Below are 21,580 nucleotides of genomic sequence, written 5' to 3'. Positions count from 1 at the left end.
TGTTCTTCATAATCTCTTAATGATCTATTTTCTACCTCGTCAGTAGAAAATATAACGCAATAAACATTTAACAACTTAACCTGTTCAGCTAAGTTCGTTTGCTGTATCGCGTCGGGATGAGCTCATTATAGGGCAATTTCGTACACGTGCAAGTGCTTTTAACTGATTGTTTTATTGAGTGTTGTATTTTTATGCACTATCTTGGTTCATTTTTATTCTAATTTAAATATAAACATATAATTTTAAAGCAAAAATATGAACAAAATATTTCTGCTTTATTTTTTTCTTACTTTTTCTCAGCTGCTGCTTTAATGCTCATACTGATAATTTTCACTGCTTTTTGGGGCACATTTTGATGCATTCCAAAGTTTGCAGTCGGTACTTGAGTGATTTTATCGACCACATCCATGCCTTTAGTAACTTTACCAAACACGGCATAACCTGCATTCATCTGACTTCTGTTTAAAAAGTCATTGTCTACCGTATTAATAAAGAATTGGCTGGTTGCGGAATTAGGCATGTTGGTTCGTGCCATGGCCAAAGTGCCACGTGCATTCTTTAAGCCATTATAAGATTCATTTTGAATAGGCGCTTTAGTCTGCTTCTCTACCATGTCTGCATTCATTCCCCCACCCTGAATCATAAAACCAGGAATCACCCGGTGGAAAATAGTGCCGTTATAAAAGTTATCTTTTATATAGCCTTCAAAGTTTTTTGCTGAAATAGGTGCCTTATCATTAAATAGCTCTATTTCAATATTCCCCATAGAGGTTTTCATTTCCACCAAGGTATTTTCAGCCATCACCTGCAAACTCATACATGCAGCACCGATAGCAAATAGGGTTTGTTTTAACATTTCTTTACTCTTCTACGTCAAGTTGTAATTGTGAATGTCTATATATTAATCTTTCAATATAAATATAACAGCTTCTCTTTTTGATATAAAACGAGTATTACAATGAGTGAAGAATTAAACACAACTACTTTTTCCCTTTATCCACCTTGGCATTTACAGGGTGATGCTTTTATTTTGAATTACTGGTTAACACCCAAATTTATTCAGCAGCATCGGGCCTTTTATATTGCTCCTTCTCCGCTTGGCCGTGTGGTACAGGTCATATTGGTTCGTTATCATGATTCTCCTGTGGGACCATATGATGAATTGCTGATCCTGGATCATCCTTTAATAAGTAAAAGACGCTTATCTTCCATTCCTAAGATTTATGTTTCTACCGAAAGCTCTATGCTGAATGGTCAACATTTTTGGGGAATTCCAAAACAGCTGGTCCAATTTGAATGGCTCATCAATGATGATGTGGTGTATTGCAATATCTGCTTTGAACAGCAAGAAATGAGTTTGTGCTTGCAAAAATATAAACATAGTCAAACTTTTTATGTGAATAGCCATCATTTGCCGGCACGGCTGCTCAACATTCAACAAGCCTGGCAAGGTTTACGTTATCAATTCACTCCACAATTTCGCGGTAAACTGAGTAAATTAAAACAGGCCAGCTGGAAAAACACCCAAGACATTTTCCCTGATTTTTCTCAAGCCCGCTATTTACACAGCTTTTATGTGCCAGAATTTAGCCTCACCTTACCTAAAGCTAAAATTGAGAAAAAATAAAGGTGTTTCACGTGAAACACCTTTATTATTACAAATGAATGAATACCCAGCTCAAAAAACTAAGCGTGTTTATCCCAAAACTTTCTATAGTTTTTACTGATTTCAATAAAATACTTTTTAGCCCGATAAGAAATAGGCGTTAGATTGACAAAACCATGAGCTTGATCGGTATATTCCTGATAATGCACCTTCACACCACGATGACGTAATTTATGGGCATAAATTTCCCCTTCATCATGCAAGACATCATGACCAGCAGTAACCACAAACGCAGGTGGCAATTTGTCATGCTTACCATAGGTCGGTGAAATCAGTGGATCATCCAGTTCAATCTGATGCGTATCTGCATAATAGTGGGTGACAAAATCCACATCTTCACCAGTGAGAACCAGGCCATCTTTATACGCATAAAAAGATGGATGACGATTTTTAAAATCGACTGCCGGATAGAGTAGTAATTGGGCTTGTGGCGCATAGACTTTATGCGCACTGCGCTGTGCCACGACCGCACTGATATTTCCCCCCGCACTATCACCCGCCACCGAGATTCTATTTTTTAAAATTTTAAGCTGCTTGCGGTTTTGATAAACCCATGCCAGTGCATCTTCACAGCTTTGAATCAGTTTGATCGGGCTTGTTTCAGGCGCCAGAGGATACTCAATACTTAAAACCTGTACTTTGGCATGCACTGCCAGTAAGCGGCAAACTTCATCATGTGAATCTAGACTGCCTACAACAAACCCACCGCCATGAAAATACACCACCATTGGTAATTTTTTACTCGGTGCAGGATGGTAATGTCGCGCGAAGATGGTACCACTGTGTAAGGGTAAACGCAGATCTTCAACCAGCTTTACTGGTGTCGGTTTACCTTTAATGGACTGTATTTGCAAATCAAAGGTTTTACGAGCATGGATAATATCTTCACTGACAAAACCACTATTACCCCGTCTTAACTGGGCTGCCATCATGCATTGAACTAAGGGATCAAGTTCAGGATATTGATGCGGATATCCTAAAATTTTAACTAAAGATTTTTGTGCAAAACTGGGTAATCGATCCAAAGTACGTGCCGCTGTACCCTGACCTTTTTCTAATACGATCTGTAAAGTTCGACTAAAAGCAACCATCATTGCACCTTCCTTTTATTGTAATCTTCACATTTTCTACATGATCAGCCGATACGTGACCATAATCTTATATAAGTCTAATCATCTGTATACACAGTAAAAACATTCATACGCTAATCTTCTTTTTATACCTTGTCATTGACTATTTCCATGTATATTTCGGAGTGTTTTTGCTACTCCTTACAACAAGAAGGGTAAATGTTATGGCTAAAAGACTCATCATATTCTCATTAGCAACGACATTTTTAGCTGTAGGGTGTGTCGTATTTCCAGAAGATGGTGGCTATTACGATGGACGTTATGATGATCGCTATGACCGTCATTATGATCGGGATTATGGCTCAAGTTATGACTACCGATATGACCGAGAGCGAGACCGTCAACGTTGGGAATATCAACAACGCCAAAACCGCTTAGAGCTAGAACGTAAAAAGCGCGAACTTGAGCGTCGTCAATGGGAACAGAACCAGCAAAAACAATCTGAGCGGGAACGTAAACAACGTGAACAGCAGCATCAATTAGAACAACGTAAAAGAATCGCTGAACAGAATCGTAAAAATCAAGCTGACTGGGATCGCAAAAAGCGTGAAGTGGAACGCCAACGTTTAGAACAGCAACGTGACAAGTCACATGCACAACATCGCCAAAGAATACAGCAGCAACGTAAAGCCCAGGAAAAACGCTGGGATGATCGGCATCGAGATACAGAGCAGCGAGAACGTCAGGATCGAGACAAATAATCCCTTTCAACCCACTACATTTTAATCAACTCAATGACCTTTATTTAAAGGACATTTTTTGAATCAGAATAATTCAGCTGAGAACCGAATATTTGGTTACTGAAATCATGATTCAATCAACGCCATATTTAACTTTGCGATCTCTCTCAAATAGATGGTAGAGGCCTCTTCGCTACCATCTATACTTAATCCTCAGCTGAAGACATTGCTGAGCTTAAATCTTCTTATCCTTTAGCTTTCTATAACTTTTTGATTACTGAGCAGCTTGTGAACTTTGAGAAGTAGAACTAGAGTGAATAGCATCTGCATGAACCGAAGTACCTGCCTGAACACCAATATCACCTATTTGTGCCTGAGTTGAAACACCTAGACCTGTAGTAACTTGAGCAGTCTCAGGATTTTGTGTGGTTTCAGTAGATGTACAACCTACAGCAGCCAATGAAACAGCAACCACGGTTAAAGATAATAAAGCCGTTTTTTTCATCAATATTTTCCTTGTTTCTTAAGTCAGTAGTGCAAAGTCCAACTTTGCGCTGCCTATCATTCAAAATTTTTACTGCGGCTGCGCACCTCTTGAGTTGTAGTTTTGCGAAATCATGTAATTATTCACATGCTTTTTATTAATATTAATTTCCTTACTCTGCTTTCTTGTTTCCTATCAAAATTCAGGATTAAGGTTTTGTATTTAATATTCTTATTACTTTATAAAAATTGGAGAAAGGGTCAGTTTCACAATCATTTACATAATCTTGATCTATGAAAAACTTTATAAAATTTTGCTAAACAGATACATAAATTTTATTCATGCAGGATTTGCCAAATTTCAGGCAAAAAAAAAAGCTTATTCAGAGGTTGAATAAGCTTAGAAAAACACATTTCTAAAATACCAAGAAGAAACTACAGCGATAGAATCTGGGTGAAATAATAATCAGCCTGTACTTTTTTGTAAAATAGATAATTTATTTCATAATGATCGCTTTTAAGTCTAAGTAGACCTTTAGGATTTCACTCCCCACTTGCTATGAATTTCCACAGATATTTTTAAATCAATGATTTAATTCACAACAGTCTGGTACAACTTTTATTTTTATCATTCACTAGGCTATAGAAATATTGTGTACCTGGATCATAATCGGCTGCTTAAAATGGCCAAATCTCTGCGGTCTTGCTTAAGCAAGTATAAATCTCGGTATTCGGCAGTAATCCCCTCACAATTTTGCATTCTATTTTAAAAAATAATGCTTTTTAATAATTTTAATCAAATTAAACAGATTTAATTGCTTGTCTCGCTTGAATTTTTACTGTCTGCCCCGAACTCTGTATTAATCATGAATTTTATCACTCATGGCAGTTCAGGATTAACGCAGTTAGCACTGAGGCCAAAAGGACTGACATGTTTAAAAACCCATTTAAACGGAGTAAATCTATGGCAACTGAGCAAAATCAAGACGCTCAAGATCTAGGGCAAGAACAAGCTGAACAACAAACAGCTGAAACAGAGCAAGCCGAAGTTTCAGTTGAAGATTTAAAAGCCCAAATCACCAAGTTGGAAGAAAATTTAAAACTTGAAAAAGCACGTACAGCCAATGCAGTCTATGAAGCACAAAAAAGCGTAGAACGTATTCAACGTGACGCTGAAAAGCATAAAGAAACCGTGATTGAGAAGTTTGCTAAAGAATTGCTCGAAACTGTCGATAACTTAGAACGTGCCATTCAAGCGGCTGGTGATATTGAATCTCCATTACTTGAAGGAGTGCAACTAACACATAAATCCTTACTCAGTACTCTGGAAAAATTTAATGTTGTAGAAGTCAACATGAACAATGGCTTCAATGCTGATTTACATCAGGCAGTCGGTATTGCACCAGATGTCAAAGCAGGTGAAATCGGTACGGTATTGCAAAAAGGTTATGCCCTTTCAGGCCGTTTATTGCGTCCAGCAATGGTCCTTGTGGGTCAATAAAGTAAAGAAATTCGAGAGTTTTTCTATTTTTTTCATGCAAAGAACTTGAAAAATTTTGAATGGCTCTCATATCGGATAACAAGCAAAAACATTGCAAAAAATAATTTTGAGGAAGCATCCAAATGGCTAAAATCATTGGTATTGACTTAGGTACAACAAACTCTTGTGTTGCCGTACTTGAAGGCGACAAAGTTAAAGTAATCGAAAACGCTGAAGGCGCTCGTACAACTCCATCTATTATTGCTTATAAAGATGGTGAAATTCTGGTAGGTCAATCTGCTAAACGTCAAGCAGTGACTAACCCTAAAAACACATTATTCGCGATCAAACGTTTGATCGGTCGTAAGTATCAAGACCAAGCGGTGCAAAAAGATATCGGTCTGGTACCTTACAAAATCATTCAGGCAGACAATGGCGATGCATGGGTAGATGTCAACGACAAAAAATTGGCACCACAACAAATCTCTGCTGAAATCTTGAAAAAGATGAAAAAAACTGCAGAAGATTATTTAGGTGAAACAGTTACTGAAGCGGTGATTACTGTTCCTGCATACTTCAACGATGCACAACGTCAAGCAACGAAAGATGCAGGTAAAATTGCCGGTCTTGATGTAAAACGTATCATCAACGAACCAACTGCTGCGGCTCTTGCGTTCGGTATGGACAAAAAAGAAGGCGACCGTAAAGTTGCAGTCTATGACTTGGGTGGTGGTACTTTTGACGTATCAATCATCGAAATTGCTGACTTGGATGGCGACCAACAAATTGAAGTATTGTCGACTAACGGTGATACATTCCTAGGTGGTGAAGACTTCGATAACGCGTTAATTGAATTCCTGGTTGAAGAATTCAAGAAAGAGCAAAGCGTGAACTTGAAACAAGATCCACTTGCATTACAACGTTTGAAAGAGGCTGCTGAAAAAGCAAAAATCGAGCTTTCTTCTTCGAATGCAACTGAAATCAACCTTCCATACATCACTGCAGATGCCACTGGTCCTAAACACTTAGTGATCAACGTGACTCGTGCAAAACTTGAAGGTTTGGTTGCTGATCTTGTTGAACGTACCATTGAGCCTTGCCGTATTGCACTTAAAGATGCCGGTCTTGCGACTTCAGACATCTCTGATGTGATTCTTGTGGGTGGTCAGTCTCGTATGCCACTTGTACAACAAAAAGTACAAGAGTTCTTTGGTCGTGAGCCACGTAAAGACGTAAACCCTGACGAAGCAGTGGCTATCGGTGCTGCAATTCAAGGTGCTGTATTGTCTGGTGACAAAACTGACGTATTGCTTCTTGACGTAACTCCATTGACTCTTGGTATTGAGACTATGGGCGGCGTGTTAACTGCAATCATCGAGAAAAACACCACGATTCCTGCGAAGAAATCTCAAGTGTTCTCAACTGCTGCAGACAACCAGCCTGCTGTAGACATTTCGGTTTACCAAGGTGAACGTAAAATGGCTCAACAAAACAAATTGTTGGGTAACTTCCAATTAGGCGACATCCCACCTGCTCCACGTGGTGTGCCACAAATTGAAGTATCGTTCGACATCAATGCTGATGGTATCTTGAAAGTGTCTGCGAAAGACAAGAGCACTGGTAAAGAACAATCTATTCAAATTAAAGCAAACTCAGGTTTGAGCGATGCTGAAATTGAAGCGATGATTAAAGATGCTGAAGCGAATGCGGAAGAAGACCGTAAGTTCGAAGAACTGGCTAAAGCACGTAACGAAGCAGATGCTCTTGTTTCTAGCGCGCAAAAAGCAGTTAAAGATCTTGGCGAGCAAGTAACAGCAGATGAAAAAACTGCGGTTGAAACTGCAGTTACAGAGCTTGAAGCTGCAACCAAAGAAAATGATGTTGAAGATATCAAAGCGAAAACTGAAGCACTGCAAAACATCATCATGCCGATCACTCAACGCGCTTATGAAGCTGCGCAAGGTGCTCAAGGCGGTGCGCAAGGTTTTGATCCAAATGCATTTCAAGGCGATGCGGGTCAACAACAAAAAGCGGATGACGGCGTTGTAGATGCTGAATTCACAGAAGTTAAAGATGACAAAAAATAATTTGTCGCTTTGAAAAAAGACCGCACTTTGTGCGGTCTTTTTTTGTTTATCTTATAGGCAACAGGATAGATTTTGACTAATATATAATGATATAAATCACTGAAAAATAAAAACATGCAGAATTTTATTAAACTTCTACTGATTGCTTCTGGCTTTGCAATCATGATGCTCTACCCTATGGGTAATCTCTTTATCATACTCCCCCCTAATGTTTTCCTTTCCCCATTTAATTATTTGCAAACTTTAGGTATAGAGGCTGCCTTTGCCCTAGGTTTTTTAATTTCTGCGATAGTATTGCTGATGTTATCGGTACCTCAGCGCTACCCTTATGGAAAAGGCTTTATATTATTGGGCTTGGGATTAGTCAGCTATATTATTTTCCAGGTGTATAAATATGAAGTGAGTTTATATGCTTTTAATCATCGAAATGAAAATCCCTACAATATTAAATATTTAATTGAATTTATTATTTTTTCATTCAATTTTTTAGGTCTAATTTTCGTTTATCATTTTAATTTGCCAAAACAAATTGATCAGTTTAAAAAACAAAAAAATAAAGCTTAAGATGCTAAATTCCCTAAAGTTAAAGATGACAAAAAATAATTTGTCGAATTAACAAAAAAAGACCGCGCGTAAGCGCGGTTTTTTTTATTTCTTATTTATACTTAATTGTTATACAGTATAAAAAAATAATGATTTTAAGCTTTTATGCGCTTGATGCTACTCAGCCTTTTGGTCATCTTTCTGTTAGGCATGACCTATCAAAACCGAAATCATCCCCAAGTTCGCAACAACAACCTGTTGGATCGTATTCAACACCCTTTCGACACCCGGCTACGTTACCGCATTGCTGAGATTGATCCGCGTTTTGGTCTCACTGAACATGAGATAAAACAAATTAGTCAGCAAGCCACTGACATCTGGAAAGAAGGTACAGGCAAAGACTATTTTGTTTATGATCCCAATGCCCGGCTGACCATCCATTTAATTTATGACCAACGCCAAAATGAATCGGTGCAACGTCGTCAGCAAATCGGACAAATTCAGCAAAGCCAGCAATTGTGGTCCAATAAGAATCTACAGCTGAAGCAGTTTAAAGATGAACTCGAGCGCACCAATGCTGAACTTGAAACTAAAAAAAACCAATTAGATATGCAGTTACAACAATATAATCAGCATATAGCCATTATTAATCAAAATGGCGGAATCGCTTCTTCACAACGTGACCCGCTCATCCAGCAACAAAATCAATTACAACAGCAAATCTTTGGACTGCAGCAAGAAATCAATATTTACAATCAAAAAATTCAGCAACTCAATCTTCAGGTTGATGACCTGAATCAGCTTAATCAACAGATTGATAGCTCTGTAAAAAACTTTAATCAGCGTTTTCAGCCACGATTATTTGATAAAGGTTCATTTAATGGCAAGCAAATCAATATTTATGAATTTGAATCTATTGATGATTTACGCTTGACGCTAGCGCATGAATTTGGCCATGCATTGGGCTTGAAGCATAATCAGAACCCTCAAGCGCTGATGTATCCAGTCATGAAAGAACAGAACCTGCAAAATTTTAAATTATCCGCCGCGGACCTTGCCTTATTACAAGCCCGTTAAAAGCTTATCCGGATACAATGCAAAAATCCCTTACTTTTTATAAGTATATGCATGGCAATACAGCGGCAATAAAACTGATTTCATGTTATTGTAAGATCCGAAATGACAACAGAAAATCTCTGGAGATGCGTGTGAGTTACTACCATATTCTTATTGAAGTAAATGATCACATCAGTACGATTGAACAAACTCGTGATATTGAAATTTTTGATATTATTGAGATTCAGCCTTATCTCCATTCCATTCTGTTGCCTTATTTCAACGAGCAACTGATTGAACTCGAAGATGAAAATATAGAATTTAAAGATATTTTACATTTAGAAGTGAAACAAACCCTGTTGCCTATTCAAGATTTGATTGAAGAAGAACAACGTTTACTGCCAAGTGATACTGATATCACCATTAGTGCTTATGAAATTTTTAATAACCGTGATTTAAGCCAGGATGTGACTACCGTTATTTTTGATATTTTGGAAGCGGCAAAACTACAAGCTTAATAACTTTAGTCGCTTGACACTGTCACCCAACAGATGACTGAGCGACAATAAAAAGCCCTCCTTTTTGGAGGGCTTTTTATTATGTGATTAAATTGAGAAAGATGAACCACAACCACAGGTTGTTGTTGCATTGGGGTTATTCACGATAAAACGTGAACCTTCTAGACCTTCTACATAATCCACTTCTGAACCCACCAGATACTGATAGCTGAGTGAATCAACCAGCATTTTCACGTCGCCATTGACGAATTCAGCATCATCTTCATTCATGCTTTCAGCGAAGTTAAAACCATAAGAGAAACCAGAACAACCGCCACCTGTAACATAAACGCGTAACATTAATTCTTGGTTGCCTTCACTATCACGCAATTGGCGTACTTTATTCGCAGCATTGTCAGTCAGCACCAGAGCTTGGGCATTCATGTCGGATTCCTCTGTTCAATTCAGGTGTCTTGAAATATAAAAGACCATATATCAAGTATAGCATACCCAATATATGGTCAGTATTTGCAGATTTAAAGTTAAATCAGACTATTTTTCTCAAGATTGTTTGTAGTTTTCATCCTGCAGACTACATTCAAAATTCTTTGGATCTTGCTTACATCGGAATTGCCACAGTAACTTCATCATGCGTTTATCATAAACACCGCGTTTGGTTAAATCGACCCGCGACTCGCGCATCAGTTTTTGATAGCCTGCTTTATCTGTTTCAGGAATTTGCATCCAGTATTTTGGTGGAATATCGGCTTTCATTTTACCTAAAATACCAAAGGCACGAGGTAACTGGCTTTTCACCCATTCACGTGATTTTTGTCCGTATCCTGCCGGAAATTTATCCGGGCGAATAATCACATTGCCAGTGACCTGTAAAATAGGATAATTCACAATCGCGCCTTTATTCCCTAAACCCTTATAGAGTTCTAACGGTTTAAACACGGCAGCAGGTGCACCAATAATATCGACCTGACCATTGTTAAATTTAGCGCCGAAATTGGTGACATCAGCACTGACCGCCTGTGCCCCAACCTGCTGAACCATAATTTTTTGTGCTTCATCATAATCCAGGACGGCAATTTTTTTACCTGCAGCTTTCGCTACGGTATTGATATTACGGTCATTGACCATTAAAAAGGCATCACCAACTGGGATCACACCTACCACTTCATATTTACTATTCACCATATGCTTGGCAAAGGCTGGATTCGCTAAACCTTGCATGACTTTTACCGCCAGTTTTAAATCTGGAATCGCACCAATGGCATCAAGTGAACCGGTAAAATGGTTAAACTGACGACCACGCATACCAGTCACACTAATACCATCACATTTACCAGCTTTGAAATCTTCCGCAATGACACCTTCATTTTGTCCCACGCGTAATTCAATATCGGCACCCCAGTTCTTGGCTGCCAACTGATAATCTTTCATCAGGGCAAAAACATCTCCACTTTTACCCACTAAATCGAATACGCAAATAACTTGTTTGGCTTGAGTCACACTGGTGACTGCACACAACCCCAGACCAAGCAGCAATGTTTTAGACCATGGCATCATGATTTTTTCTTCCTTGTTTCTTTGTTTTTATTCAATCTTGAATTGAATGGTTTTTGCTTTTTTATTCATCACCCATCCTCAGTCTTTAAGAGTTGTTTTTTGGGCTGATAAAATTTTACTGGTATTTTTTAAGATTACGCCTTTTTTTACCCACCACAATGGCAAAGATGACAAAATCCAAGCGACAAAAAAGCCTAGAATCAATCTAGGCTTTCTTTTTAAAAATCAATATTATTCACCACCAAGTGAACATTCAAAATTAGCCTTATCGACAGAACAGCGGGCCTTTTTCAAAACGCCCATCATGCCTGCATCATAGATACCGCGCTGAGTCATATCCATACGGCCTTCACGCAATAATTTTTGATATTTGGTTTTATCTTCTGCGGTCAAGTTCAATTTAAACTTGGCAGGAATACTGGCTTCCAGACGATTAATCATTGCAAAACTTTTTGGTAAGTTTTTCACAAACCAGTCACGTGATTTTTGACCAAAACCTGCAGGGAATTGATCTGGACGGATAATAAAATCTGCGGTCACCTGAAGTACAGGGAAATTGAACATCGCACCATTGGAACCTAAACCTTTATAGATTTCTAAAGGTTTATACGCATAGGCAGGTGCACCCACCATATCAACCTGACCATTATTGAATTTTGCGACAAAGTTAGACACGTCAGAAATCACCGCTTGCGCACCTACACGTTGCACCATAATTTTTTGTGCATCGTCATAACCTAATACCGCAAATTTTTTGCCTGCTGCTTTTTCAATTGAGTCAATTTTTTTATCACGTACAAAAATAAATGCCGAACCTAAAGGTGAAATACCGGCCACTTCATATTTTTTACCGCTTAAATTACTGACCATTTTCGGTGCATTACGTTTGTCCAAAGCAAAAGTGATGGCACGCTGAGCAATCGCATTACTTGGTGCACCACCAAGAGCATCAATAGAACCGACAAATTTGTTGTATTGACGAGCACGCATTGCGGTCATAAATACGCCGTCACATTTGCCTGCTTTAAAGTCATTATCCGCGACTGCTTCGTCTTGACGTGGAATAAGATTAATTTCCGCGCCCCATCCTTTGGCAGCAAGAGCCCATTCCTGAGCCATTTGAAAAGATTCACCCGATTTACCCAGTAAATCGAATACACATACATCGACTTTAGCGGCTTGTGCTGTACCAGCTAAACCTACAGCCACAAATGTTGTTAAGGCAAAAATCGTTTTTTTCATTATTTCGGTCCTTTTATAATCTTGTTGTTTGACGAGTATCCGTTCACGCCACAAATATTAAGCAAGTTCATTATAAAAAAATAGAGCATTTACTCCAATTAATTATGCTTTAGATGCCAATCATTTTTTACTTTTTTAAGTTAGCAATAAAAATCATAAACTTATGTAATAACGATTTTTACGTATAATTTATAAAATTTGAGCTATTTTACAAATGAATACAATAATCATCTATTTATTCACCGTTTAATGAGCACTCGAAATTGGTTCTCTCCACCGTACAACGGGCTTTTTTCAGCACTGTCATCATGGTCGGTTCATAAATACCTTGCCTGGTCAGATCTAAACGTCCATCCCGCAGCAATTTTTGATATTTATCATGATCTTCCTTGGTCAAATTTACCTTATATTTGGCAGGAATTCCTGCTTCCAGGCGCTGCACCATCGCAAAGCTTTTTGGTAAAAGTTTTACAAACCAGCTCCGCGATTGGTCTGCAAAGCCTTCAGGAAATTTCTCCGGACGAATCACCAGATCTGCAGTCACATTGACGACTGGAAAATTAATCATTGCCCCGGCAGAGCCTAAACCCTTATAAATTTCTAGTGGCTTAAAGGCATAGGCAGGTGCAGCAATCATGTCTACCTCACCATTGTTGAATTTTTTCACAAAATTAGAAATATCAGCCATCACCGGTACTGCACCAATACGCTGTACAACAATTTTTTGCGCCTGATCATAGTGCAGAATGGCAAACTTTTTACCTTGTGCCTTTTCTATAGAGTTAATTGATTTATCACGTACAAAAAGATAGGCCGTACCAATTTGCCCAATCCCTGCCACCTCATATTTTTCATTGGCAATGGTACTGATCAGCCGCTTTTTATTGCGTTTATCCAGCACAAAAGAAATGGCTTTTTGTGCAATCTGGTTACTTGGAACGCCACCGAGCGCATCAATTGAGCCGGCAAATTTGTTATAGGCACGGGCGCGCATTGAGGTCATGTAAAAAGCATCACAGACACCGGCTTTAAAATCTTTTTCAATTTTTGCTTCATCTTGATAAGGGATTAAATTGACCTCAGCACCCCAGTTTTTACTGGCCAAGGCCCATTCTTCAATTAATTTATAGGACTCACCTACTTTACCGAGCAGATCAAATACACAGATATTCTGTTTTGCCTGTACCAAGCCCGAAAAACTCAAAAGTGTGAGCGTAGATAAAATAAAAGTCCTTTTTTTCATGATGTGCCTTATTCTTATTTCTCTTAGAAAATCACTATAATTTTGTTTTTATAGTAAAAATAGAGCTGCTGGGGCCTTTCTGACGAAAGGTCTTTTTTGCATAATTTGTCACATTTTTATTAATCTACTTAAAATCATTCTTTTATAAAAAGAATAATGCCCTGCCTTTTTCTTTTCTGAGTCGCTTCCTTTAGAATACGCACACCATTCTTCTCATTTAGATATTTCAATGATTCAGTTAGATCAACTTTCTATACGTCGCGGTGGACGTGTTTTATTTCAAAAAGCGTCTATGCAGCTACATCCAGGATGGAAAATTGGCCTAACCGGCGTCAATGGCGCAGGAAAATCAACCCTGTTTGCGGCATTGTTGGGTGGCATGGAATCGGATAGCGGTTCTCTGACACGTCCTGCGGTCTGGACAGTGGCACATATGGCGCAAGAAATTAAAGCGCTGGATATGAAGGCCATCGATTTTGTCCTGTCTGGAGATGAAGAATATTGGGACATCCAACATAAACTGGACCATCCTGAAAACTTGGATAATGATGAATTAGCGCATTTATATGGTCGCTTTGACGAAATTAATGGCTATTCTGCTCCATCCAAAGCATCACAATTGATGGCAGGTCTGGGTTTCTTTGAACATCAGTCTCAACTGGATGTTTCAAGTTTTTCTGGTGGCTGGCGTATGCGTTTAAATCTGGCACGTACGCTCATGAGCCGTTCCGACCTACTGTTACTGGATGAACCGACCAACCATTTAGATTTAGATGCAATTTTATGGCTAGAAGATTGGTTAAAAGCCTATGAAGGCACTTTAGTATTGATTTCGCATGACCGGGATTTCTTAGATGCCATCACCGATCATATTTTACATATCGAAAACCAAGAACTGACGCTTTATACCGGAAATTATTCGACTTTTGAACGTACCCGCAGTGAACGTTTGGCTCAGCAACAACAAGCTTATGAAAAGCAGCTTGAAACCCGTGCCCATCTGCAAAAATATATTGACCGTTTTAAAGCTCAGGCAACCAAAGCCAAACAGGCACAAAGCCGGATTAAACAACTGGAACGCATGCAGGAACTTTCTGCTGCACATGTCGATACACCGTTTACCTTCAGTTTCCGTGAACCGACTAAAATGAGTTCGCCTTTATTGACATTAGAACATGCCGATATCGGTTATGGTGACAAACTGATTGTCACCAATGTTAATCTGCAAATCACTCCGACCAGCCGTATTGGTTTACTCGGCATGAATGGTGCAGGTAAATCAACGCTGATCAAATCTTTAGTAGGTGATTTAAAACTGCTGAAAGGTCAGCGTAAAGATTCTGAATTGCTTAATATTGGTTATTTTGCCCAGCATCAAATGGATGCTCTGGATGGCAATGCCAGTCCAATGCTGCAATTAGCGCGTATCGCAGACAAAAAAATCAGTGAAGCAACCTTACGTTCATTCCTCGGCAGCTTTGGCTTTAGTGGCGAACGTATGGATACCCCAAGCGAGAGCTTCTCCGGCGGTGAACGTGCACGTTTAGCTTTAGCTTTAATTGTGTGGTTGCGTCCAAACGTGTTGATTCTGGATGAACCGACCAACCATTTGGACTTGGACATGCGTCATGCCCTGACTATGGCCTTACAAGACTTTGAAGGTGCTGTGGTGTTGGTATCGCATGAGCGCCAGTTGATTGCCAGCGTATGTGATGAATTATTGTTAGTACACAATGGCCAATGTCGTGAATTTGATGGTGATCTGGTTGCCTATGCAGATTGGTTACGCCAGGCGCGTATCGAGATGATCAAAAATGGACAGAAACCTGCTGCACTGGTGCAATCACAAGTTGAAGTTAAACCGACAATTTCAAAACTGGATAAAGAAGCTCAACGTAAAGAAACCGCGCGCCGCCGTGAACAGAGCCGCCCGATTCGTAAAAATATTGAAAAAAATGAAGCACAGATTACCAAGCTGCAACCCCGTTTGGCTGAAATTGAAGTCTTACTGGGTGATACGACAATTTATGAAGCAGGTCGTAAAGATGATTTACTCAAGCTGATGAATGAGCAAACCGAGTTAAAAAGCCAGCTGGAAGCGGTGGAAGAACAAATGTTAGAGCTAATGATGGAACTGGAAGAACTGGAAAGTTCTTTTGAATAAGGCATTTTTCTATTCTTAAGCAAAGCTAAAGTAATGCTTATTTTATGATCGCAGTACAATTTCAAACCTGTACTGCGATTTTTTAATTTTTCTACACAACAATTCTATTCTACACAACCACTCTATAGAACCATTCTACCCAGCTATGGCGAGCTATTTTAAATCAAACAACATGATCAAGGTTTAAATTCAAAAACCCTCTAAAATAAATTTAAATTCAAAATCTACTTTTAAATTTAAAAATTTTATCCACAACCCCTCAAAATTCAAGTTTAAATTTAAAATAAAAGATCGTTTTATGCTGTGGATAAGTTAATTTCCACTTTTCTATTGAGCAAAAATAGCAGTTTAAAAACTTATCCACACAGAGCTTTCCACATTATACTGGTCATTTTAAATTAGTTTTTTGACTCATCCTGAGCTGATTTTTTACGTTTTAAAAACCTGAGTTCGATAATCTTCCAGGCGCCCTCATTGACCCATAATTCCCGAATTTGTTTCTGATCTTGCAAGCCAATCAAGACCTGACAATGCTTTAAATCTTCATCATAATCAAATTCTTCAAACTCAATTTCGGGTTTTTGGGGTTTCCAGACGCCATTTTGCATGGCATGAGCAATCCTGTCATAGCGGACAAAATTGCTTTCCACACGACCTTCCTGCTCATAGACCACTTTGAACTGTTCATGTTCATACTGAGCCAGCACCTCATAATTTCCGCTAAAAAAGGCCTGAGTCCAGATATCGCGGATCTGTTCCAGTTCTTGATCCATAGTGCTCACCTCGTCATATTGCATGATGATTTCCTCTTGCTTAGAGTCATCATGACAGAGGAATAAGTCATTTTAATAAAAATAAAGATGGCTAAAAGTTAATCAGATTGAGATAAAAATAGCATAAAAAAAGCACCCCGAAGGATGCTTTTTACAATTTCACTCATCAAGGCATCAAGCGTCAATATCCGCATTCAAGGCATTTTCTTCAATAAAGGCACGGCGCGGTTCCACATCATCCCCCATCAAACAGGAGAACATGCGGTCTGCTTCAATCGCATCTTCAATGGTTACTTGCAGCATGTTACGGTTTTCAGGATCCATGGTGGTTTCCCACAACTGTTCCGCATTCATCTCGCCCAAACCTTTATAGCGCTGAATCATCATGCCGCGACGTGAGTCGGATAAAATATGCTGCCAAACCTGATGGAAAGTCGCCACATTAATCTTACGATCGCCTTTCTGTAAATAAGCACCTTCTTCAAGCAGGGTAAACCAGCTTTTCGAATTTTGTAGTAAACGCTTGTATTCACTCGACGCTAACAGGCCAGCATCCAGTAAATAATGGTGTGGCAAGTTGTGTACATACACCGTTACACGTGGCCAGTAATGTGCCACTTTGCTACCATCTGCGTGTTCTTTCTCAAATACTTCAAGCGTGATTTCAGGGCGTAAACTTGGCTGATGTGCTTCAATGGCAGCACGCAACTGTTCAGACCACTGTTTCACATACTCTTCATCATGGCTATGGTCGAGCTTGAATGCATCCAAGCCCAGTAAACCATCCAGCAAGCTTGCAGGATAACGCACAGTCAAACGTTGCAAGCTCTTTTGTGAAGTCTGATAGTCAGCAATGACTTTCGCCAAAGATTCACCACGAATCGCAGGAGCTTCGCTACTTACATGCAGTTCAAGCTCATCAATTGCATTAGAAATCAGGTACGTTTCCAGTGCATCATTATCTTTAATGTACTGCTCTTGCTTGCCTTTTTTCAGTTTATATAACGGTGGCTGTGCAATATAGATATAACCACGTTCCACCAGTTCAGGCATTTGACGGAAGAAGAAGGTCAACAGTAGCGTACGAATGTGCGAACCATCGACGTCAGCATCGGTCATGATGATGATTTTGTGATAACGCAATTTGTCCGGATTGTACTCTTCACGGCCAATACCACAACCCAGTGCCGTAATCAGCGTACCGACTTCCTGACTCGAAATCATCTTGTCGAAACGTGCACGTTCTACGTTCAGGATTTTACCTTTCAGTGGCAGAATCGCCTGCATCTTACGGTTACGGCCCTGTTTTGCAGAACCGCCCGCAGAGTCACCCTCGACTAGGTACAATTCAGACAATGCTGGATCTTTTTCCTGACAGTCCGCCAATTTACCTGGTAAACCGGCAATATCCAGCGCACTCTTACGACGGGTCATTTCACGCGCTTTACGTGCAGCATCACGCGCACGTGCCGCGTCAATAATTTTACCCGCAATCGATTTTGCTGCTTGCGGATTTTCCAGCAGGTATTCAGAGAATGACTTATTCATCGCCTGCTCTACAGCAGGTTTCACTTCACTTGAAACCAGTTTTTCTTTGGTTTGTGAAGAGAATTTAGGATCAGGCACTTTAACCGAAACAATCGCGGTCAAACCTTCACGCGCATCATCACCAGATACCGCTACTTTCTCTTTTTTGAGCAAGTTTTCGCTTTCCATGTAGCTGTTTAAGCCACGGGTTAAAGCTGCACGGAAACCGGCTAAATGGGTACCACCATCTTTTTGTGGAATGTTGTTGGTAAAACAACGCACATTTTCCTGGTAGGTATCATTCCATTGCAATGCCACTTCCACACCAATGCCATTGTCTGCTTGAACAGTAAAATGAAAGATATCGTTCAGATGGGTTTTGCCCTGGTTGATATATTTCACAAACTCAGACAAACCGCCTTCGTAATCAAAGACATGTTCCGCATCGATACGTTCATCACGTAGCACAATACGAACACCGGCATTCAAAAATGAAAGTTCACGTAAACGGCGGGCCAAAATATCGACATTAAAGATGGTTTGGCTAAAGGTTTCAGCACTTGGCCAGAAACGTACAGTAGTACCGGTTTTGTCGGTATCGCCCACGATTTTGAGCGGATATACCGGATCACCATGTTTATATTCTTGTTGATGAATATGGCCGGCTCTGTGAATGGTTAATTCCAGTTTGCTAGATAAAGCATTCACTACTGAAACACCTACACCGTGTAAACCACCAGAGACTTTATAGCTGTTATCGTCAAACTTACCACCGGCATGCAGAATGGTTAAAATCACTTCAGCTGCAGATACGCCTTCTTCAGGGTGAATATCGGTCGGAATACCACGGCCATTATCGGATACGCTGACTGACTCATCTTCATGGATGGTCACCAAGATTTCATCACAGTGGCCTGCCAAGGCTTCATCAATTGCGTTATCGACCACCTCAAACACCATGTGATGTAAGCCTGAACCATCGTCAGTATCACCAATATACATACCTGGACGCTTACGCACAGCATCGAGGCCACGTAATACCTTGATACTAGAGGAATCATAAGCCTTTTCATTGGTTTGTTCTGTTTGAGAAGCAGCTTGATCTTCTGAACTCATGGTTTCTCCCTAGTGAAATATAGGTCTATCCAAAGATGGGTAAAATTTAAAAAGTTATTGCACAACAACCTGAACTTGACCATTTTCAACTTTGAATAATTGATATGAAATAGACAAATCATGTAAATGTTTTTTGACTGATTCATGCTCTAAAGTGGTGATAAAAACTTGACTACCCAGTTGGCTTAATCGCTCAATTAATCGTCGTTGTGCAGTTAAATCTAATTCTGCTGTCAGATCATCTAATAATACCACAGTTTCCTTATTACAGGCATGTAGCATTGCAATCTGTGACAGTTTTAAAGCCATAATCAGTAGCTTTTTCTGACCGCGTGAAAGCACCACATCGGCATCGCCGATTGCTGTTTTTAAACGTAAATCTGCACGATGCGGTCCGTATTCAGTATAACGGCGATCCACATCTTTCTGATGATGCACAGTCAAGTCATGCAGCAGGCCTTGTTCAGTATGAAAGCCGGGACTATATTCCAATTCAACCGCAAGATTGGGCAGCAAATGCTGTAAATCCTGCTCAAAATAAACCTTCCACTGTTCGACAATAGCACTACGCTGCGAATTCAGCATTTCCCCATATTCAGCCAGCATTTTGTTCCACGGTTCCAGATCCTGAAAACTGAGATTTCTTTTTGATTTCAGCAAGCTATTGCGTTGCTTTAACGCACGTGCATAGTACTGCCAAGCATGATAAAAATCCGGTTCCACGTGGAACATCAGCCAGTCCAGAAGTTGCCGCCGTGGCTTGGCACCATAATCGATGATGTCAGTACTTTGTGGATCAATATGTTGCAAGGGCAAAATTTTGGCCAGTTGCCCTTGGGTCGCAATATGATCACCATTGACCTTAATCAGCTGTTCACCGGATAACAGCTTTTGCATGCCAATTTTTTCCGTCGCTGATTGTGCAAACACAATCGCGTCGCCTGTTTCATTCTGAATATAATTTTTGGGAATATGGGTCCGAAAAGAACGCCCGGTCGCCAGCAAATGAATGGCTTCTAAAATCGAGGTTTTGCCTGAACCATTTTGCCCATAAAAGACATTAAACGGCTGCAACTCCGAGAGTGCAACCGCCTTAAGGTTTCGAACACGTTCTATATTTAAACGCGTAATATGCATAGTTTGATCTGATTCAATATCGGCAGATTAAACACGCATTGGCATCACAACATAGGTCTGATCTTGTTGTGCCGGATCATGCACCAATACCGACTGGTTGGCTTCCGTCATGGTCATAGAAACATCTTCACCATCTAACACACTCAGCACATCAAGCAGGTATTGGGCATTGAAAGACATTTCCATCGGTGCATCTGCATACTGAATGGCTAAATCTTCAATTGCTTCATCCTGCTCCGGGTTATTGGCACGCAGCTGCAAAGAATCTGCACCAAAATTCAGGAACACGCCACGTAATTTTTCATTACTGAGAATGGCCACACGTTGCAAGGATTGCTTGAATACGTCATGCGCGATCAATACGTTTTTATCACCACCACGTGGAATCACGCGACGGTAATCCGGGAATTTTCCATCAATCAGTTTCGTGGTGAAACGAACGGTGATATCACCCTGCTCTTTATCACGGCTTGGTGTGCTAATGGTCACATTTAATAATTCACGGCCAATCAATAAGGACAATTGCTCGTCTTCAATGCTGAGCAGACGCTGCAACTCTGCTACCGCTTTACGAGGCACAATCGCCTGGATAGGCTGAGTTGCCGTAGATTGTGCAACCGTTTCACAAAGCGCCAGACGATGGCCGTCAGTAGTAACAGCACGAAGCTGATTTTGATCAATTTCCAGCAAGGTACCGGTCAAATAAAAACGCACATCCTGTACCGCCATCGCAAAAGCTGTCTTTTCAAACAAACGTTTTAATTCGCGCTGAGTCACGGTGACTTGCATGCCTTGGGCATTTTCAGTACTCAATAGTGGATAGTCTTCAGCCGGCAAAGTACCCAACACAAAACGGCTATTACCCGATTTTAAAACACAGCGATCTTCAGTAATTTGCAGGTCAATCAATGCCGCAGCAGGCAAAGACTTACAGATATCCACCAGCTTACGTGCAGGTACAGTCGTTTCTCCCGCCTGCAGGCAAGCACCTTCAGCCAGTGTGGTGCTGGCGACCAATTCCACTTCCAGATCGGAACCAGTAATGGTTAACGATTCATTATTAACTTGAATTTTTACGTTAGACAGAATGTTTAAAGTATGGCGACGTTCAACCGCTCCTACGACATGTGACAGAACATTAAGTAAGCTTTCTTTCGCGATTTTCAAACGCACGGTACATT

19 protein-coding genes are annotated in these 21,580 nt (G+C 40.0%); 8 read left to right on the top strand and 11 right to left on the bottom strand.

What is annotated here, in order from left to right; all coding sequences use genetic code 11:
* Positions 1-286: 286 nt before the first annotated feature.
* The gene (locus ACE01R_RS15535) at positions 287-856 is read right to left on the bottom strand and encodes a peptidylprolyl isomerase (RefSeq protein ID WP_395552422.1); all 570 of its coding nucleotides are present in this window, start codon (positions 854-856) and stop codon (positions 287-289) included.
* A gap of 102 nt (positions 857-958) precedes the next feature.
* Here ACE01R_RS15535 and ACE01R_RS15530 point away from each other — a divergent pair, with 102 nt between their 5' ends.
* Positions 959-1,627 carry a hypothetical protein gene (locus ACE01R_RS15530; RefSeq protein ID WP_395552421.1) on the top strand — a complete coding sequence of 223 codons (669 nt, stop codon included), beginning with the start codon at positions 959-961 and terminating at the stop codon, positions 1,625-1,627.
* Positions 1,628-1,686: 59 nt separating this feature from the next.
* On the opposite strand, the gene ACE01R_RS15525 is transcribed toward ACE01R_RS15530, so the two are convergent.
* The gene (locus ACE01R_RS15525; protein ID WP_395552428.1) at positions 1,687-2,757 is read right to left on the bottom strand and encodes an alpha/beta hydrolase; all 1,071 of its coding nucleotides are present in this window, start codon (positions 2,755-2,757) and stop codon (positions 1,687-1,689) included.
* 203 nt (positions 2,758-2,960) lie between these two features.
* Between ACE01R_RS15525 and ACE01R_RS15520 the strand changes: the two genes are divergently transcribed.
* The gene (locus ACE01R_RS15520; protein ID WP_395552420.1) at positions 2,961-3,497 is read left to right on the top strand and encodes a hypothetical protein; all 537 of its coding nucleotides are present in this window, start codon (positions 2,961-2,963) and stop codon (positions 3,495-3,497) included.
* A 253-nt stretch (positions 3,498-3,750) separates the two neighbouring features.
* Here ACE01R_RS15520 and ACE01R_RS15515 read toward each other — a convergent pair whose 3' ends face one another.
* Positions 3,751-3,981: a hypothetical protein gene (locus ACE01R_RS15515; RefSeq protein WP_395552419.1), complete on the bottom strand. Its 231-nt coding sequence runs from the start codon at positions 3,979-3,981 to the stop codon at positions 3,751-3,753.
* Positions 3,982-4,923: 942 nt separating this feature from the next.
* Here ACE01R_RS15515 and grpE point away from each other — a divergent pair.
* The 5 genes from grpE (at position 4,924) to ACE01R_RS15490 (ending at position 9,643) form a co-directional block, all read left to right on the top strand.
* Positions 4,924-5,460 (top strand): nucleotide exchange factor GrpE, encoded by a 537-nt coding sequence (gene grpE, locus ACE01R_RS15510; RefSeq protein ID WP_395552418.1) that lies wholly within the window; start codon positions 4,924-4,926, stop codon positions 5,458-5,460.
* Between the two features lie 122 nt (positions 5,461-5,582).
* The gene (dnaK, locus tag ACE01R_RS15505) at positions 5,583-7,526 is read left to right on the top strand and encodes a molecular chaperone DnaK (RefSeq protein WP_395552417.1); all 1,944 of its coding nucleotides are present in this window, start codon (positions 5,583-5,585) and stop codon (positions 7,524-7,526) included.
* A 114-nt stretch (positions 7,527-7,640) separates the two neighbouring features.
* Positions 7,641-8,090, top strand: a complete 450-nt coding sequence (locus ACE01R_RS15500; protein WP_395552416.1) for a hypothetical protein — start codon at positions 7,641-7,643, stop codon at positions 8,088-8,090.
* 144 nt (positions 8,091-8,234) lie between these two features.
* Positions 8,235-9,146 (top strand): matrixin family metalloprotease, encoded by a 912-nt coding sequence (locus ACE01R_RS15495; protein ID WP_395552415.1) that lies wholly within the window; start codon positions 8,235-8,237, stop codon positions 9,144-9,146.
* Positions 9,147-9,265: 119 nt separating this feature from the next.
* Positions 9,266-9,643: a hypothetical protein gene (locus ACE01R_RS15490; RefSeq protein WP_395552427.1), complete on the top strand. Its 378-nt coding sequence runs from the start codon at positions 9,266-9,268 to the stop codon at positions 9,641-9,643.
* Positions 9,644-9,730: 87 nt separating this feature from the next.
* On the opposite strand, the gene erpA is transcribed toward ACE01R_RS15490, so the two are convergent.
* The 4 genes from erpA to ACE01R_RS15470 all read right to left on the bottom strand — a co-directional run bounded on the left by erpA (position 9,731) and on the right by ACE01R_RS15470 (position 13,682).
* Entirely contained in the window at positions 9,731-10,066 is a 336-nt protein-coding gene (erpA, locus tag ACE01R_RS15485) for an iron-sulfur cluster insertion protein ErpA (protein WP_092820961.1), read from the bottom strand.
* A 117-nt stretch (positions 10,067-10,183) separates the two neighbouring features.
* Positions 10,184-11,194, bottom strand: coding sequence for a putative solute-binding protein (locus ACE01R_RS15480; RefSeq protein ID WP_395552426.1), 1,011 nt, complete (start codon positions 11,192-11,194; stop codon positions 10,184-10,186).
* 234 nt (positions 11,195-11,428) lie between these two features.
* Positions 11,429-12,439 (bottom strand): putative solute-binding protein, encoded by a 1,011-nt coding sequence (locus ACE01R_RS15475; RefSeq protein ID WP_395552414.1) that lies wholly within the window; start codon positions 12,437-12,439, stop codon positions 11,429-11,431.
* A 235-nt stretch (positions 12,440-12,674) separates the two neighbouring features.
* Entirely contained in the window at positions 12,675-13,682 is a 1,008-nt protein-coding gene (locus ACE01R_RS15470) for a putative solute-binding protein (protein WP_395552413.1), read from the bottom strand.
* 229 nt (positions 13,683-13,911) lie between these two features.
* Between ACE01R_RS15470 and ACE01R_RS15465 the strand changes: the two genes are divergently transcribed.
* Positions 13,912-15,846 (top strand): ATP-binding cassette domain-containing protein, encoded by a 1,935-nt coding sequence (locus ACE01R_RS15465; protein ID WP_395552412.1) that lies wholly within the window; start codon positions 13,912-13,914, stop codon positions 15,844-15,846.
* A gap of 398 nt (positions 15,847-16,244) precedes the next feature.
* Here ACE01R_RS15465 and ACE01R_RS15460 read toward each other — a convergent pair whose 3' ends face one another.
* From ACE01R_RS15460 to dnaN, 4 genes are all read right to left on the bottom strand, one after another.
* A complete protein-coding gene (locus ACE01R_RS15460; protein ID WP_395552425.1) occupies positions 16,245-16,619 on the bottom strand; it encodes a hypothetical protein in 375 nt (124 codons plus the stop codon).
* Between the two features lie 174 nt (positions 16,620-16,793).
* Complete coding sequence (gyrB, locus tag ACE01R_RS15455; protein WP_395552411.1) at positions 16,794-19,262, bottom strand: DNA topoisomerase (ATP-hydrolyzing) subunit B; 2,469 nt, start codon at positions 19,260-19,262, stop codon at positions 16,794-16,796.
* A gap of 54 nt (positions 19,263-19,316) precedes the next feature.
* Positions 19,317-20,399 carry a DNA replication/repair protein RecF gene (recF, locus tag ACE01R_RS15450; RefSeq protein WP_395552410.1) on the bottom strand — a complete coding sequence of 361 codons (1,083 nt, stop codon included), beginning with the start codon at positions 20,397-20,399 and terminating at the stop codon, positions 19,317-19,319.
* Positions 20,400-20,426: 27 nt separating this feature from the next.
* Positions 20,427-21,572, bottom strand: coding sequence for a DNA polymerase III subunit beta (dnaN, locus tag ACE01R_RS15445; RefSeq protein WP_395552409.1), 1,146 nt, complete (start codon positions 21,570-21,572; stop codon positions 20,427-20,429).
* Positions 21,573-21,580: the final 8 nt, after the last annotated feature.

Source organism: Acinetobacter sp. BSP-28 (genome assembly GCF_044130285.1).
Lineage (GTDB): Bacteria > Pseudomonadota > Gammaproteobacteria > Pseudomonadales > Moraxellaceae > Acinetobacter.
This window is presented reverse-complemented; position numbering and strand designations above follow the sequence as displayed.